The sequence below is a fragment of the Paenibacillus sp. CF384 genome (assembly GCF_900106745.1).
Lineage (GTDB): Bacteria > Bacillota > Bacilli > Paenibacillales > Paenibacillaceae > Paenibacillus_Z.
Genome location: NZ_FNNV01000008.1, coordinates 1 through 15,874 on the forward strand (window position 1 = coordinate 1; position 15,874 = coordinate 15,874).

15 protein-coding genes are annotated in these 15,874 nt (G+C 48.4%); 14 read left to right on the forward strand and 1 reads right to left on the reverse strand.

Annotated features, from left to right (window positions below):
• Positions 1-223 precede the first annotated feature (223 nt).
• The 14 genes from BLW29_RS14505 (at position 224) to BLW29_RS14575 (ending at position 14,750) form a co-directional block, all read left to right on the forward strand.
• A complete protein-coding gene (locus tag BLW29_RS14505; RefSeq protein WP_090980695.1) occupies positions 224-1,120 on the forward strand; it encodes a phosphotransferase in 897 nt (298 codons plus the stop codon).
• 16 nt (positions 1,121-1,136) lie between these two features.
• The gene (locus tag BLW29_RS14510) at positions 1,137-1,853 is read left to right on the forward strand and encodes a hypothetical protein (RefSeq protein ID WP_090980697.1); all 717 of its coding nucleotides are present in this window, start codon (positions 1,137-1,139) and stop codon (positions 1,851-1,853) included.
• Between the two features lie 98 nt (positions 1,854-1,951).
• The gene (locus tag BLW29_RS14515; RefSeq protein WP_090980699.1) at positions 1,952-2,851 is read left to right on the forward strand and encodes an SPL family radical SAM protein; all 900 of its coding nucleotides are present in this window, start codon (positions 1,952-1,954) and stop codon (positions 2,849-2,851) included.
• A complete protein-coding gene (locus BLW29_RS14520; RefSeq protein WP_090980701.1) occupies positions 2,844-3,647 on the forward strand; it encodes a class I SAM-dependent methyltransferase in 804 nt (267 codons plus the stop codon). Before BLW29_RS14515 ends, BLW29_RS14520 begins: the two co-directional genes overlap by 8 nt.
• A 140-nt stretch (positions 3,648-3,787) precedes the next feature.
• Positions 3,788-4,327 carry a sigma-70 family RNA polymerase sigma factor gene (locus BLW29_RS14525; RefSeq protein WP_090980703.1) on the forward strand — a complete coding sequence of 180 codons (540 nt, stop codon included), beginning with the start codon at positions 3,788-3,790 and terminating at the stop codon, positions 4,325-4,327.
• On the forward strand, positions 4,320-5,663 hold the full coding sequence (locus BLW29_RS14530; RefSeq protein ID WP_090980705.1) for a DUF4179 domain-containing protein: 1,344 nt from the start codon (positions 4,320-4,322) through the stop codon (positions 5,661-5,663). Before BLW29_RS14525 ends, BLW29_RS14530 begins: the two co-directional genes overlap by 8 nt.
• Positions 5,664-5,928: 265 nt before the next feature.
• On the forward strand, positions 5,929-7,419 hold the full coding sequence (locus BLW29_RS14535) for a stalk domain-containing protein (protein WP_177186634.1): 1,491 nt from the start codon (positions 5,929-5,931) through the stop codon (positions 7,417-7,419).
• A 30-nt stretch (positions 7,420-7,449) separates the two neighbouring features.
• Complete coding sequence (locus BLW29_RS14540) at positions 7,450-8,367, forward strand: aminoglycoside phosphotransferase family protein (RefSeq protein ID WP_090980709.1); 918 nt, start codon at positions 7,450-7,452, stop codon at positions 8,365-8,367.
• A 41-nt stretch (positions 8,368-8,408) separates the two neighbouring features.
• On the forward strand, positions 8,409-9,425 hold the full coding sequence (locus BLW29_RS14545; protein WP_090980712.1) for a phosphotransferase enzyme family protein: 1,017 nt from the start codon (positions 8,409-8,411) through the stop codon (positions 9,423-9,425).
• A gap of 341 nt (positions 9,426-9,766) precedes the next feature.
• Positions 9,767-11,377: a copper amine oxidase N-terminal domain-containing protein gene (locus tag BLW29_RS14550; RefSeq protein WP_090980714.1), complete on the forward strand. Its 1,611-nt coding sequence runs from the start codon at positions 9,767-9,769 to the stop codon at positions 11,375-11,377.
• Positions 11,378-11,501: 124 nt separating this feature from the next.
• Complete coding sequence (locus tag BLW29_RS14555) at positions 11,502-12,491, forward strand: phosphotransferase (RefSeq protein WP_090980716.1); 990 nt, start codon at positions 11,502-11,504, stop codon at positions 12,489-12,491.
• Positions 12,492-12,626: 135 nt separating this feature from the next.
• Positions 12,627-13,463 carry a VanW family protein gene (locus BLW29_RS14560; RefSeq protein WP_090980718.1) on the forward strand — a complete coding sequence of 279 codons (837 nt, stop codon included), beginning with the start codon at positions 12,627-12,629 and terminating at the stop codon, positions 13,461-13,463.
• Between the two features lie 227 nt (positions 13,464-13,690).
• On the forward strand, positions 13,691-13,960 hold the full coding sequence (locus BLW29_RS14570) for a hypothetical protein (protein ID WP_090980722.1): 270 nt from the start codon (positions 13,691-13,693) through the stop codon (positions 13,958-13,960).
• A gap of 58 nt (positions 13,961-14,018) precedes the next feature.
• Positions 14,019-14,750 carry an AAA family ATPase gene (locus BLW29_RS14575; RefSeq protein WP_090980724.1) on the forward strand — a complete coding sequence of 244 codons (732 nt, stop codon included), beginning with the start codon at positions 14,019-14,021 and terminating at the stop codon, positions 14,748-14,750.
• A gap of 52 nt (positions 14,751-14,802) precedes the next feature.
• On the opposite strand, the gene BLW29_RS14580 is transcribed toward BLW29_RS14575, so the two are convergent.
• On the reverse strand, positions 14,803-15,804 hold the full coding sequence (locus BLW29_RS14580; RefSeq protein ID WP_090980726.1) for a LysM peptidoglycan-binding domain-containing protein: 1,002 nt from the start codon (positions 15,802-15,804) through the stop codon (positions 14,803-14,805).
• Positions 15,805-15,874 lie beyond the last annotated feature (70 nt).

Here is a 15,874-nt window from a genome sequence, read left to right on the forward strand (position 1 = left end):
GTTCCATAAAGCCATGTAACAGCGCGAAAAAACAAGCAATCTTGTGAGAACTTGTTTTTTGGCTGGAAGGACTCCGGATTAAAGGGGCTGAGCCGTTTGTGCAACATTTGGTCGCGATAGCCTGTTGGATGGATAAAATGCTGCATTTTTTACAACATTGTTGAGTAATCAAGGCCAGCGGAGTTGTGCGATGAAGGTTGATGAATTAAAGGGAGGTTCCACTATGACAACAGACCATCTGCTTCAGCAGCTCTTTGATGAACCGATCGAACAGATTACGGTTCTTGATCCCGGTTATTCGGGGCATGCCAGCGACGTCTGGCTAGTTAAGACCGCTGCAGGGGAGCAGGTTGTACGTGTATCCAGAATGAAAGAAGCGCCGACCCATGAGTTTTGGTGGGGGTGTCATGATTTATTCGGAATAGATCCCAGACATATGCGTCACTTCATAGCGAATGCTGCCATGCTCCGTACGATTGTAGATATTCCTGCACCGCGAGTACATAAGCATCAGATCATCGAGGGCGGAGAGTATCTGGTAGTCGAGAAAATGAACGGTTCCCCATCGCAGAAGTTCACCGAGCAATCCGATGCGCTGCTGCATCAATTAGGCGTCTGGTTGGCCCGCGTGCATGCGCAGCGTTACGACTATTTTGGCAACCTTGCCGGCACTCAACGAGTCCCACAACCGAATTTCCATGTCCGGTTGGCTAGTACCATGAGGCAACTCATCGAAATCGATTATGCAAATGATATCAAGATCAAGGCGCAGCTCAATGCGATGCTTCATGCACTTGACGTTCTTCCGGTGCCGCAGCACTTCTGTCCTATATTCATTGATTTGGATTCGTCACAGTTCCTATGCGAGGATGGGGTGTTGTCCGCAGTCGTCGATGTTGAAGCTTATGCAGTAGGTCCTCGTGAGCTTGATTTTGTCGGGTTGGAGTATGTGCTCGATGAGCGCTCTGCCGCTGCTTTCCTCAAAGGTTATTCGTCAATCCTCGCCCCTCCGGATATAACGGACTATCGCACCGTGTATCGTTATTTCTATCGGCTGCTAGGCGTACAAGGATCTGTTGATCTGGATCTATGGCTCAAGCAGCCCTCGTTATTTGAGTGAAACGGAGAATCGCCTCATGAACAAAATGAAGAAAACCAGAGATATGATTTATGTCAGCCAAATGCACCCGAATAACTGCTTCTATTCGTATGGAGTTGAATTTCATGCGTTTATGAATGGTGTGTCTCCCAGACCGGAGAACCTGATCCTGCTCCAACATCAATTCTCGAATGCGCAATGGAATCCGCACTCTCGACTCGATTATGTAACCCGGGAAGAGCTCGATGAGTTGATCGAGGACGATGTTTATGGGTATGGGGATTTTTGTTGGGTGGATTTCGCCCGGGAAGAGGATCTGGATGCATTAAGCGACAATGATGTGGCCGAATTATTATTTTTCGGGCATTTCGCCAGACCGCTGCACCAGGTGCCCAAGGTGAGGTTTGCGTATTACGCGCATGATGATGGTTGGTTCAACAAGCTCTATGTGACGGACCTGCATGATTATGAAGTGCTTCTCGCCAACGTGATTGTGGAGAAGCTTCGGAAGTTGACAGGAAGAGAATTTGGGCCTATACCGACGGAGATCTCAACAGCGTTGTTGCAATTTACCCGCGATGGATTATACATTGATTTGTCGAAAGCGATTATGGATACAGCCGAATATAAGATACCGATCGCGGCTGTTGGTCATTTCACGGATATGGACAACGTTTATGAGTTGCGTAATAAGATTTGTGAGTATAGCACTTGGCTGGTTTATTCAAAGTCGGTTTGGAAGCTCATCCATTAACTTTGTAGGATCGAGTAGATCCACTTCCCAGACACAAGGAATAATGTTATTGTTTATATAGGAACAAACGTTCTTCTTTTGTTGGAGGGTGAAGTGAGATGCAATCTGTTGAAGCCAAGAGTATTCTAATTCCTACTAAATACCCTGCCGGTTGGTTTGGGACTAAATATACCATGAATTTGTATCGCGGCTGTGACATCCAGTGTATTTACTGCGATTCGCGAAGTGAGCGGTATGGGATCGACGACTTTCACAATGTCACTGTCAAAAGCAATGCGCTGGAGCTGCTTCGCAAGGAGCTGGCTGCAAAGAGAAGCAGAGAATCGACGATCGGTACGGGTTCGATGAGTGATCCGTATACGCTGATGGAACGCAAGCTGCTGATGACGCGGCGTGCACTGCAAATGATTGCCGAGTTCCGGTTCCCGGTACATATTACAACGAAGAGCGACCTCATCCTCCGAGATTCCGATGTCCTGCAGCAGCTAAGCACCAAGTATGCCTCCGTTGCGGTGACGATTACGACTGCTAACGATGAGCTGGCACGCAAATTGGAGCCTCATGCAGCATCCTCAACAGAGCGATTTCGCACGCTTGCTGAACTTGAGAAGCTTGGAGTCGTGACGACGATGACGATGATGCCTATTCTTCCCTTCTTGGAAGATCAAAGGGATAACATCGATCAGCTTGTTGAGCGGGCGGCTGCCGCCGGTGTCAAACATATCATTGCGGCATTCGGCGTTACGTTGCGAGATAGGCAGCGAGAGTATTTCTATCGCAAGCTGGATGAATTATTTCCGGGATTGAGCAATCAATATAGACGGACATTTGGACTTGCCTATGAGTGTAAGTCGAAGAACGAGAAGGAACTGGAGCTTCGCTTCCGTGAAGCTTGCTCGCTGCACGGAATATCAACGGAAATGCCCTATTATCAACCGCCGGTTGCGGATTCGTTTCAAATGAGTTTGTTCGGCGAAGAGGAGTGTTCCTATGGATGATCTTGCGATTGTTCGCCAATTCTACGATAATACCGTGCAATACGAATGGGAGAGGCTCGATCGGCACAAGGTTGAGTTTGAGCTTAGCAAACGATATATGAACCGCTATATCAAGCCGGGTGATAAAGTGCTCGATCTTGGCGGTGGTCCGGGCAGGTATTCGCTTTATCTCTCGGCGCTTGGCTGTGACGTGACGCTGGCTGATCTCTCGCCCAACAATGTAAACTTTGCACGCAACAAAGCGCAAGAGCTTGGGTTACCACTTGAAGTGCTGTGCGCAGACAGCCGCGACTTATCGAGTATTGCAGATGAGCAGTTCGATCATGTGCTGTGCATGGGGCCGATGTATCATCTGAAAGAAGAGAAGGATCGAGCTGCGACCATTCAGGAGTGCCTCAAGAAGCTGAAGCCGAACGGAGTCCTGTTCGTATCTTTTGTCTCTTCTTATTCATTCGTCTGGGATTACTTGATCCGCAACCCGGCATTCATCCTAGCAGATGATCGCAGGTCTGAGCTTCATACGATGATTGAGGATGCGAATTTTGCCGGACATGGATTCACGGACAACTATTACATCCGTCCCCGAGATGTAGCGCCGTTCTTTGAAGCCTTTCAACTGGAGAAACTGCACGTGATCAACTGCGAAAGCTTCCTATACTTGCGGGAGCCGGAGCTGCTTGCGCAGCCGCCAGAGGTGGTATCGGCTTGGCTCGACTTGGCGGAGCAAGTATGTGAACGCGAGGAGCTACTAAGTGTAGCTGAACATTTCATGTACATGGGTAGGAAGAACGAATAGATGATCGTTACGAGGAGGGCTGCCGATCAGGTGGCCTTTTGTCATTCGGATAAAATAATTTACGATAAACGAAAACCGTTTGCCGCTCTGCACAGTCTAACTTGTAGAAGAAGCATGATGGCAGGAGAGGAAACGCACGTATGGATAACGAATTGCTGGCTCTTGCAGCTAAACGCGGTGACGATGCGGCCTTCTACAGCCTCATTACGCAGCACAAGGATAAACTGTACCGAATCGCCTATTCGTATTTGAAGAACGAGAACGACGCGCTTGAAGCCGTGCAAGAAGTGACCTGTCGTGCCTACATGCAGATACACAAATTGAAGGAGCCTGGTTATTTCGGCAGCTGGCTGATACGCATTCTGATGAACTACTGCGCGGACGAGACCAAGAGGCAGTCTCGCCGGAATGAGAAACAGCAAGTGGCGGCCGGTGCCGAAGAGCCGCATGTGGCGAGCGGAGAGTCTGCTTTGCTGGAGAGAGTCATGCTGGAATCCGCGGTGGAACGGCTTGATGCCAATTATCGGACCGTCATTGAGCTGAAATATTATCATGATCTAACGATCGCCGAAATTGCGAGAACGTTAGAGAAGCCGGAAGGTACGATCAAAACATGGCTGCATAAAGCACTCGGCGGACTGCGGAAGCGGCTGGAGAAGGACGGTGAACCTCATGAATGACTTTCGCGATTCCAATGAGCAGGATTGGCCGCAGCTGGATGCGATGAAGGAACAGATGAATCAAATTGCGGTTCCCGGGACGATCGATGAGCGAATTAGGAATGGCATGCGTCTTGGCCGGCAACGCAGAAGGCGCCGCACGGTAACTAGATTCGCATCTTATACCGCATGTCTGCTGCTTCTGACAATGGTAGCTTCGGTGCGCTTCTCGCCTGTTGTTGCGGCCTATGTCGGTGATTTGCCCGGACTTCGCTCACTCGTGGAGCTGATTAATTCTGACAAAGGGCTGGAGCTTGCCATCGAAAATGATTTCATGCAGCCGATCGGACTGTCCGAGGAGCATGATGGCATCAAGGTGACCGTGGATGGTGTGCTTGCGGATGAATCGAGGGTTATTGTCTTCTATACCTTAACGAATATGGATGGACGGAAGCGAGTCGTCAATGTACAGAAAGTCGATCTGGCGACTAAAGAGCAGATCTCCATCTCGTACGGTTCCTCGAATTCTAATGAGGAATGGGAAAGCAGCCAAGGCACGATTGATTTTAATTTACAAGGGGGAGCGGCGGTTCCGGATGTTCTCCAACTGGAGCTAAAGGTCGGAAAGGATGAGAAGGTAGTGACTGCCCTGCCGAATTGGAAGTTTGACATTCCTATAGATAAAGCCAAATTCGAAGGCTTGAAGCAAACCTACGCCATTAACAAGACAGTTACAGTAGAGGGTCAGCATATTACCTTTGGGAAAATGACCGTATATCCGACCCGGATTGGGCTGGAAGTAGCTTACGATCCTACCAACACGAAGAAGATATTCTACTTTGACGATATTCGGATCGAAGATGAGCGCGGTGAAACGTTCGGAACCATCACTAACGGCGTATCCGGTTCGACCATTGATGAGAACAGACAAATTCTTTATTTCCAGAGCAACTATTTCCGCAAGCCGGACCGGTTGTATTTACGAGCGAACAGCATTCGTGCATTGGACAAAAACAAGCTGGAGATCAAGGTGGATCTTGATCATAAGAAGCTGCTGTCAGGTCCGGACGATCATCTTACGCTAAGTGACGTCGGCACCAGCAAGGAAGACGGGCAGCGCATACTTGTCTTTAAGTTAGAGAATGATAATCCGCTTGATGAGAACCGAGGGTACAGCTTATTTGACATGAGTTTCAAGGATGCATCCGGTAAATCCTTCGGATCGGGTATGACGGGAACGTCCGGCGACATGTTCCAATATTTCATCAAGAAGGCGAACTATCAGAGTCCGCTGACGCTCACCATTACCGACTATCCAAGTCGAATCGAAGGGGACATTAAGCTTAGAATTAAATAGACCATCATAGGCCTGCACGATTCGTTAGCTACTCGTTGGTGTGGGTTTCACGACATTACGGCCGCCATTCGTGGCGGTCTTTTTATTAGGTCAGTAACCTTTTTGCCTCGTAAACGTCTAAGATCTATGAAGATATCCTAATTCATGGTACTGGGGTGGAGTGAAAGTGAGAGATTCTCGTTTACTAAAGTTGATTGTGCTCGTGTGTATGGCTAGTTTCATGCTGCCTATAGGAGCTTCGGCGGAAAGCTTGCAGGAGCCATCGATGACATTTGGAGGAAAAGTAATTACGAATGTGAAACAAGTCGCTTCCGGATACGGAAGTACGCTTGCGCTGAAGAAGGACGGGACGGTCTGGTCCTGGGGGGCTAATCTTGGGTCTCGCCTGACCACGACCGCCGTTCAAGTTCCGGGCTTATCGGATGTGGAGTCCATTTCGTTTTCTTCGACTTATTCGGATACGGCCGCTTTTGTGAAGAAAGATGGGACGGTATGGATGTTGGGGAGTTTACGTTATGGCACTTTCGACGGTGTCACTTATTCGTCAACCAATCCCCTATTCACTAGAGTTCCCAAACAAATGGATGGACTTCAAGACGTGAAGGCTATTGAATTAGGCTATCACGCTGCGTTCGCGCTGAAGAAGGATGGGACGGTCTGGTCCTGGGGAAGCAACGAGTATGGCGAATTAGGGAATGGAAAAGTGAAATCCCTCGCCGCACCGGCTCTTGTGGCGGGTTTGCCTCCAATAACAGCCATACATAGCGATGGTATTACAGCCTACGTAATCGACAACAAAGGTGAACTCTGGTACTGGGGATCACCGTATTGGTACTATTACCAGACGGGGAAACAAGCCGTCATTACGAAACCAAGACGATTCGAGAAGCTTGATCATATCAAGGCGATTACAAGTTCCGGAAGCTCTACTCTGCTGCTGCGCACGGACGGTACCGTGTGGTCGTTCGGAGATAATTACGGCGGCGTGCTGGGGAGAAACAAAGATCCGTTGGAAGGGCCGCTCCATCTCGTGCAAATTCCTGAGCTTCAATCGATAGATAAGTTATCTTGCGGTTATTTGCAATGTTTGGCGCTCGATCAGCTTGACCAGGTATGGGTATGGGGTAATAACTCTTACCGTCAGATCGGAGACGGCTTGCAGCCGCATCGATTCGATCACCCCGTGAAGCTTGCGCACCAGCAGGCAGTAGAGGTTGTCAGCGGTTCTCGGTCTTCTTTTCTCATTAAGAAGGACGGTACCTTGTGGGGTGCAGGCTTAAACCGCTACGGTCAGATTGGCCGCGGGGTATTAGGTCAGGGAGGAGGAGAGGATGGCTTCGGTGTTCCGCCTTACTCCTATGAACCGTACTCATGGGGAACCTTATCCGTTACCAAATATGAACCCGTACTGGAAGCGCCTTGCGTGCTGGTGAACGGGAAGCAAATTGTCATGTGGTCCATGCAGATCGATGGCAGCGTTTATGCTTCTGTCCGAGGAATAATGGAAGCGATGGGTTATCGATTGACGTGGAACGATCAGGACAAAATTGCGGTTGCGCTAAAGGATGGCAAGGAGTTCTCCTTCCACACAGAAGAAACAGGCGGCATTTATGTGAATGGGAAGTCTACCGCCATTGGCAAGGAAGTATATAGTGTAAGAGGGGAATTGCTGGCGCCTGTCCGTGAACTCGGTGCGGCATTCGGCTGGACTACGAGTTGGGAGCCCGAGAGCAATACGATTCGAGTGTCGGAGTAGAATGGAGCATAGCGGAGGAGAAACCTAAGAATGAGCAAGCACTATCAGTTCCGGCAAAATGAAATCGAACAAATCGTGAATCGCTTTGGGCAAGCGTTCTATGAGAAGGTGTTGAGGGATCTCGATACCTTCGCCGAACAATGGGCACTGAGCGAGCTTCAGCTCATTCCCTCCTATTCTGCAAACCTGGTGTTTACATGCGAATCCGCGCAATTCGGAAGCGCGGTTCTCAAGGTAGGCAGAATTTCCTCGGCAGAGATAAACACGGAATATCATACGCTGCTCCATTACGATGGCAGACGATTCTGCAACGTGTATGCGGCTGATGTCGTTCGAGGCGTGATGCTTGAAGCGCGCGTCAAGCCGGGCAATCCGCTAAGGGAAGAGACATCGCTTGCGGCAAGATTGGACGTATTCAGCTCGCTATACACAGACCTGCACATAGCGGCCGCTAACGCAGAGTTATATCCGACTTACGTAGATTGGGTCAGCAAAATAACCGAATTCATGAGCAAGCAGCCAGATTGCAGCGAATTAGCAGGCTACATGAAGAAAGCAGAAGATATCTGCCTATCGGTGGCTGCGGTATATACCCGGCAGATGCTGCTTCATGGAGACTTTCACCACGATAATATTTTGCTTGGGCAAGGTGGCGTCTATCAAATCATTGATCCGAAAGGTGTAATAGGCGATCCGGTGTTTGACGTTCCGCGCTTTATCTTAAATGAATTTGATGATGATTTCTCGCAGAAAGGCTATGCGAAAATCAACGAGATTATCGTCGTACTTGAGAAGAAGCTGGGCATTCCGAGCGCGATCATCAAACAATGCCTCTTCGTCGAAACGGCGATGGGCTCATGCTGGTGTGTAGAGGATGGCGCAACAGCCGAGGAGTATGCGGATCTCGTTAAACAGGTAGCTTTTGCAGAATCGATTATGAACAGTTGATTGCTCACTTGGATGCAGGTTCAGGTTAGGGGGAATTCAATATGGAAAACGTCATTACGGACCTCTTTCATCGTCACGGCGTTCTTGCAATTGCGGCGGAGAGATATGGGCTCAGCGTGGAAGAGGTAACTTTAATCGGTGGTTTTCAAAACTTCGTATATGAGTATCAGCGTAGTGGGCGCGAATATATATTGCGAATAACACCGGGAAGCAGGCGTACCGTTGGAGCGGTAAAAGCAGAGCTGGAATGGATCCGGTATCTGGTTGGCCACGGCATTTCAGCTTCGATGCCGATTCTGTCTGCAGCCGGGGAGTGGACGGAAGTCATAGTGACAGCAGAGATGTTCTTTACTGCGGTTTCCTTCGAGAAAGCGCCAGGACAGAAGGTGGGTTATCCGGCATGTCTGGATGATGATGCGTTATATGAAGCTCTTGGTAGAATTACGGGCAACATGCATGCATTATCGAAGCTGTACCAGCCTGAGGACGACAGCGCTCACAGATTGGAATGGCGCCAGAACGATTACTTGAAGGATATCGATATCCTTCCTCCGTCCCATCAGCGTGTAAAAGAGAATTACAGTCTGATGGTTAGCAGGCTGAACGATATGCCAACGGATCGCGATACTTATGGACTTATTCATGGGGATATGGGCATCGGTAATTTCGTCAGAGATGAAGGCGATGGGAAGATTACGCTGTTCGATTTCGACGAGGCGCAGTACAGCTGGTTTGTTGAGGATATCGCGATCCAATTGTACTATCTGGTTTATGTCTACGGGGGCGAAGATGGTCGGGAGCTGAGAGAGGATCAGGCTCGCAGATTCATGCGTTCATTTATGAAAGGCTATAACCTCGAAAACACGTTAAGCGAAGAAGATTTGAAGCAAATCCCCTTGTTCTTGATGCTGAGAGAGTTGATCGTTTACATTGGGGCATTTCGGGACTTTGACGGGGATGAATCGTTCAGCAGCTCCGATAATCAGTGGTTTAAGGATTGGATTGCAGAGAGTAAGGTTAGGTTGGAGCGTAACATGCCTATCGTGGATATTTGGTAAGGAAATGTTGCTCAGTCGGTAGCATTTTCTAGGAGATGAGGCTCCCAACTAGATAATGTTGCTTGAAATGCAGCAGTTCGTTTAAGAGCAGGCATTTTCTACTCCCAAATGGACAAAATGCTGCTTTCTAAGCAGCAATTCAAAGAAATATCCCAGTTTGGAAGAGAAATGCTGCTTTTATGGCAGCATTTCATGACCTGCTCCGTTTGTATCACCCCCCGCCTGTGCCAGATCGTAGTCCCGCTCTCGGCATATCATCCATATATAGGAATTTACCGCAACATTTCTCAGGTGCACTCGTCTAATGATCATCCGGCTTTAATAAACAGGAGGATGATCCCTTGCTTCTTTATAGAAGAGTACTTACCTTACTTGCTGCTAACATGTTAGTTATAACGATGCTGCTGGGTATTCCCATGTCAGCCTCGGCCGAAGAAGGCTCCGGAGCTGATGCTGCACCTCAAGCAGGCGGAATTAAAGTAATGATGAACGGAAATAGGTATGAGTTGTACACTGCTCCACTTGTTTCCGGAGGAAATGTTTATTTGCCTGTGCGTGATATGGGCCGGCTGCTCGGAACGATCGTGTCCTGGAATGCTGCAGCCAAGATGGTGTCCATGAAATATCCGGAGCTCACCGTGAGGCTGATTTATGGTTCTAAGCATGCAATCGTCAATGACCGGCAAGTCCCACTACCAGCGCCTTTCCTCAACCTGCAAGGACAAATTTACGCTCCGCTTCGGTTCTTCTCGGAGGCTGCCAAGGCCGAGGTCGTATGGGATGAAACGAGCAAAACCGTTCGAATAACGCGTAAGGATACCTATATCCAACCGAGCCCCTGGAGTTATATTTGGCTGAACCCTGTGACCAAAGAAATTTATAGAGCGCTTAGTGATCAGCATCCTGTCGTTCTTATCGGTAAACTGGAAGGCACTGTGAAAGGCGATATTTCCTTCTATAACGGGGGATTCGGCGGCCCCATCAGCATACTTACAGCTGTGGACAAATATACAGACGACAAGCTTCTTCTACACTATGATGAATATAGCATGCTTGTTCGAGACAATAAGATTGTAAGCCAAAAGAAAGCGTCGTATGCGCACAGCTATCAGTCCAATTTAACCTATTTTCAACTGTATAGACGGGAAGGTTGGCTGCAGCGGTTAGTTATAACCGATGGCAAAATCGTGAATGTGTTCGACGAACAGGGCAATGCGATTAATGACTATGATCTGCCCATGCTTACCGGCCAAGATGAGGTATTCACCGTACTTAATATCGGCGAGGATTATTTGGTCGTTCGGCCGAATCGAACCGGACTCCTCACGCTAATCGACCTCAAGGACCACTCTGTCGTGGTGTTGGCGGATAAGCTATTGATTGGGGAAGAGCGGACGCATGCTTTGAACAATAAGGCGCTTTACAGCGAAGATGGGCTGAATTTTTCCGGCGACATGGGACATGGGTCATTAGATTTCATCTACTACAGTCCCTTGGATAAGAAGAATCGCTCTGTTCGATTAACGTACGATCGGCCCTCTTACGAGGAGGAAAGGAGCAACCTGCCTAAGCCCAAATCACTAAGCGAATTGGCAGCTGTATGCAGTCCGGAAACCATAACATCCGTAAATCTACAGGATGGGGATCTCTTATATGTCCCACTTAATAGTACCAATAAGGCTGACCATGAATCAATAAACAAGGTCTGCCGGATGCTGAAGAAATTCGTTAAGAGCGGCGTCGAGGAAACTGCTTCCACTGCTGAAGTCGAGGGATTCTTCCATGGGATGTCGATCAGCTTCGCTGACGGGAGTTATTTACAAGTTCAAGAAGCGGGGCAGAACAGACTGTCCATAGCAATAGCACGGGGGAAACAGCTTGTACTGGACGATCTAGAGGCATATAAGGATTTTAAGCATCTGAAAATACTTCCGCCGAGAGATGGGGGTTGACGTCTGCAGTAGGCGAGAACATTTTCTAAATAAACTCAATCTACTCGAATGGAAGAAACTATGGCATGCTGGAAGTGCTGAGTTAAACACGACTTAATCACGAGTCAGTGAAGGAGATCGGTCTATGCTAAAACTTCCTGTCAATCATTCTGTCATATCTTCTAATGCATTAATGGTTACGATCAATGATCTGTATGAGGTAGGGGACGTGACGGAATGCCGGTTTCTATCGAATGGGCTCAATGATACGTATATGCTGAAGACCCGTACAAGCAAATACGTTCTTCGGATTTATAAAGAGCATTGGAGGAAGAAAAATGACGTTGATTTCGAAGTGGAATTATTGAATCATTTGAATGACAAGGAAATTCCGGTATCGGCGCCAGTCCCGAGAAAGGACGGAGGATACGTTATAGAACTAGATGCCCCTGAGGGTGAGCGTTACGCGGTTCTGTTTACGTATGCGGAAGGCGGCTATTCCGATACCAAAGCGAGTTCGGAGCTGTATGGGGAGCAGGTGGCCAAGATGCATCTGGCTATGAACGACTTCATTGGTGGACCGGATAGATTCAAGATTGATCTGGAGCATTTGCTTAAGGAACCTCTGCACAACATTCGACAATCGAAATTGTTAGCCCACCGACCAGAGGACATCGATTATCTGGAATCCTTGTCTCAAGTATTGTCGAGCCGCATAGCTGAAATTTCGTCAGAGCTGGAATGGGGGATGTGTCATGGTGATCTTCATGGAGGCAACGTACATTTTCATGAAAACACGTTAACTCATTTCGACTTTGACTGTGGTGGCTTCGGTTGGAGAGCCTATGATGTTTCCGTTTTCTTATGGGTCAGGGTGAGAGGGAAAGAGAAAGAACAATATGACAACGAGCATTGGGTTGGTTTCCTAGATGCCTATCAGAAGGTTAAAGTGCTGAGTGAATACGACCTTAAAGCGATACCGGTATTTGTAGCGATTAGGGAAATCTGGTTAATGGGTCTCCATACCAGCTTCGGGCATGTCTGGGGCGCTTGGCAGGACGATCATTATTTTAACACGAACCTAAAGTTTCTGCGGAATTGGTGTGAGCATCATGCTATTCGTGCAACGGCATGACCCTTGCTCCGTTTCACACATCCGAAAGACTGCCGCCGGCGGTCTTTTTGCATTGCAACTTTTTGAAGCGATTCACGTCTTAATTAAAGTGTAAAAATATAGAAGTTGAGATCATATAAGGAAGGTGCAGTGTGGATGAAACCGATTCGGAGATCTAGGCTGCGGCTTATGATGGGGACTGCTTATTTTACATGGCGCAGATATGCTCGGTGGCTGTTCGGAGGTATCTCGTTCGCGCAGACATTCGCAGTGGAACCGCTGGAACATGTTGTTTACCATCATTCAACGCCGACGCTGCGGAAGCTGAAGGACGTGGATATGTGGCTGCAGCATAACAAAGAGATTAATTTGGCGCTTGCGATTCAACGACTACAGGGGCTCGTCATTGCTCCGGGAGAGACCATGTCCTATTGGAAGCTGATCGGGCGAACTACTGCGCGAAAAGGCTATGTGCCGGGTATGGTATTGCACTATGGAAAATTCAAGTCAGGGTTAGGCGGAGGGTTGTGCCAGCTGTCGAATTTAATCTATTGGATGACGCTGCATACGCCTCTTACCGTGGTGGAGCGCCATCGTCATAGCTATGACGTGTTTCCGGACGCGAACCGTACACAGCCCTTCGGCAGTGGAGCGACTTGTTCTTATAATTACTTGGATTTGATGATTCAGAACCAGACGACAGTTCCGTATCAACTGGTGCTTGAGTTGAAAGATCATGTTCTGACAGGTGAGTGGCGGGCTAGTGAGAAGCCGCTGCATGCCTATGAAATCTATGAGAAGGAGCATCGCATCGAGCAGCAGTATTGGGGCGGTTACGTTCGGCGTAACGTACTTCATCGCCGTGTCTACAATCATGATCGTGAACTGATCAACGATGAGCATGTCACCGAGAACCACGCACTTATGATGTACGCACCATTATTGTCAGAGCCTGCAGCTAATGGAAATGGATGGACGGAGGTACAGGTATGAACAGGAAAAAAATCTATTTAATTGCGGCCATCGTGTGTATCATGCTCCCTGTGCTCGGTGTTTTGTATGCCATATGGGACTTTCACCAGCCGAAGACCGGTCCGGTCGGAGATGGCAAGTTCCACTTTCATATCCATGAATGGATACCCTTTATTAGCACGTTTCTTATAGGGGTCCTGAATTTGCCCAGAGCGATTAAGTTGTATCGAAGGAGGTCTGAACCATAGATGGAGACCATTGGCTTAATAATTCTAACGGTATTCGTGGTCATTGTTACACTGATGTTTGTTGTGGGGGTCATGTTGGATTTTATTAAGCCCAGCGTTCTTCAAGTGCAGCTCTTAGGAATTCAATTAACGTTGTTTGGCATCTTGATCGTAGTAGCTTTCCATGAATCAACAGGATTTGGCATGACGATTGGCATTGTTGGGCTTGTTGTGGGTGTGTTCGGTTCTTTTAGAGAAAAGGCAGATACGACGAATAGCAGCGGCATATGAGTGATGTAAGCAGCGCAAAGCTTAATCTAACTATCGAATGGTATTGGAGTTGAAACTTATGTACCTGCGCAGTCTCGAACTGATTAGGAATGAGGAAACAGATCCGAAGCGCTACCCCTTCTCCATACCGGCGCTGAAATATTTGAAGTCATTGTCATTTCGGACTAACGTGACCTTTCTGGTGGGGGAGAACGGTTCGGGGAAATCCACGCTGCTTGAAGCAATTGCGTTTCAATGCGGATTTAATACGGCCGGTGGCGGGCGGAACAATAATTATGATGTAGATGCATCGCATTCCATTCTCGGAGAGCATCTTCGGCTGTCTTGGATGCCGAAGATTACGAATGGCTTCTTTCTAAGAGCAGAGACATTCTATCATTTCGCTTCCCATATCGATACGATGCCGGATAGCCTGCCGTATTACGGTGGCCGTTCGTTGCATCAGCAATCGCATGGAGAAGCATTCCTGTCGCTGTTCCAGCATCGATTCGGCAAGAAGGCGATCTATCTGCTCGATGAGCCGGAGGCCGCGTTATCGCCTGCAAGGCAGCTGGCTTTAATGCGAGTCATTAAGGACCTGGAAGAGGATGCTCAGTTCATAATTGCGACGCACTCACCCATTCTTCTCGGCTACCCGGATGCGCAAATCGTAAACTTCGATGTACAGCCCGTTGAAGAAATCAGATATGAAGATACGCTTCATTACATCATCACAAGGCGGTTTCTCGAGAATAGGAAGACGGTTCTGGATGAGCTGTTCTCGGATTCGGATGATGATGTTGACGAGTGATGGTGTGTTTGGATAAAAGAAAGAGCTGCCCGTAATGCGGCAGCTCCCAGCTTTAAGATTTGAGATAAGGAATGTTCAACACATCGCCTGCTTTAATATCGTTGTTATTCGCCAGATGGTTGGTTTGCGCAATATTGACAGCGTATTTAGCGGAACCATAGTGTTTCTTGGAGATGCTGGAGAGCGTCTCGCCCTGCTGCACGGTATGGTTCACAATCGGCTTCACGACCGGAACAGCCGGAATAATTAACGAACTTCCCGCGATCAGGCTCTTGTCAGGATCCAGCTTGTTTTGTTTCACGATCAATTCTACATGCTTCTTCGTTTGATAGAATTGCAGGGAAATCGCAGACAAGGTATCGCCGGTGCGCACCAGATAGGTTGCCGGTAAGGTGACCTTGGAGTAGTCCATGTTCTGCGGATTGGAAGCCGATGATCCGGCAGTCGATGAGATCGCCGGAATCTTGATGGTATCCCCTTCGACCATATCATTAATAAACACAATATGGTTGTATTCTGCCAAGCGGGCGACGTACTGCTTCGATTGATAGAATTTCATCGAGATGGAAGACAGCGTGTCCCCTTTTTTGAGAACATAGGTCAACGGGTATTTCACAGCAGGTTTGCCAGCCGGCTTACTGACCGGTTTACTGGCTTGGACGACTTTGATCTCCGGCTTCGAAACGGACGGCTTCTCCGGCGTGACAACCGGGTCGGCAGCAGCCTCTTGATCGTTACTGACCGAAGTCCCAGGCTTCGTGGCAGTCTCATTGCTAGTGGATTCTCCGGGAGCAGGGGCTAACTCATGAACAGCCTTGTCTCCGTCATCCTTGGTTGTTGTAGGATCGTTCTTGATCACTTGCATGCCCACGGGATCATTCCCTGTTGCGGCTTGCTTCGGTGCGGAGCCGGATTGTGCTGCATAAATGCTATACAGTATTCCACCAACAATAACGATACCCGCTGTTGCCTGTAGGAGGAGTAGGGTGGATTTCTTCTTGGGCATACGAGCGGCTCTGGGCTGAAAACCTTTGTCTTTCGAGTTTCTGTTCAAAGCGCACACTTCCTTTCATGTTCGGAATCTCTTCCATTTCCTATATCTTACTATACTTATCCGCCTCGAA

Excerpts from the sequence above, each read along its gene's own strand:
- BLW29_RS14505 (WP_090980695.1), top strand. The coding sequence starts at position 224 with ATGACAACAGACCATCTGCTTCAGCAGCTCTTTGATGAACCGATCGAA.
- BLW29_RS14510 (WP_090980697.1), top strand. The coding sequence starts at position 1,137 with ATGAACAAAATGAAGAAAACCAGAGATATGATTTATGTCAGCCAAATG.
- BLW29_RS14515 (WP_090980699.1), top strand. The coding sequence starts at position 1,952 with ATGCAATCTGTTGAAGCCAAGAGTATTCTAATTCCTACTAAATACCCT.
- BLW29_RS14520 (WP_090980701.1), top strand. The coding sequence starts at position 2,844 with ATGGATGATCTTGCGATTGTTCGCCAATTCTACGATAATACCGTGCAA.
- BLW29_RS14525 (WP_090980703.1), top strand. The coding sequence starts at position 3,788 with ATGGATAACGAATTGCTGGCTCTTGCAGCTAAACGCGGTGACGATGCG.
- BLW29_RS14530 (WP_090980705.1), top strand. The coding sequence starts at position 4,320 with ATGAATGACTTTCGCGATTCCAATGAGCAGGATTGGCCGCAGCTGGAT.
- BLW29_RS14535 (WP_177186634.1), top strand. The coding sequence starts at position 5,929 with ATGACATTTGGAGGAAAAGTAATTACGAATGTGAAACAAGTCGCTTCC.
- BLW29_RS14540 (WP_090980709.1), top strand. The coding sequence starts at position 7,450 with ATGAGCAAGCACTATCAGTTCCGGCAAAATGAAATCGAACAAATCGTG.
- BLW29_RS14545 (WP_090980712.1), top strand. The coding sequence starts at position 8,409 with ATGGAAAACGTCATTACGGACCTCTTTCATCGTCACGGCGTTCTTGCA.
- BLW29_RS14555 (WP_090980716.1), top strand. The coding sequence starts at position 11,502 with ATGCTAAAACTTCCTGTCAATCATTCTGTCATATCTTCTAATGCATTA.
- BLW29_RS14560 (WP_090980718.1), top strand. The coding sequence starts at position 12,627 with ATGAAACCGATTCGGAGATCTAGGCTGCGGCTTATGATGGGGACTGCT.
- BLW29_RS14570 (WP_090980722.1), top strand. The coding sequence starts at position 13,691 with ATGGAGACCATTGGCTTAATAATTCTAACGGTATTCGTGGTCATTGTT.
- BLW29_RS14575 (WP_090980724.1), top strand. The coding sequence starts at position 14,019 with ATGTACCTGCGCAGTCTCGAACTGATTAGGAATGAGGAAACAGATCCG.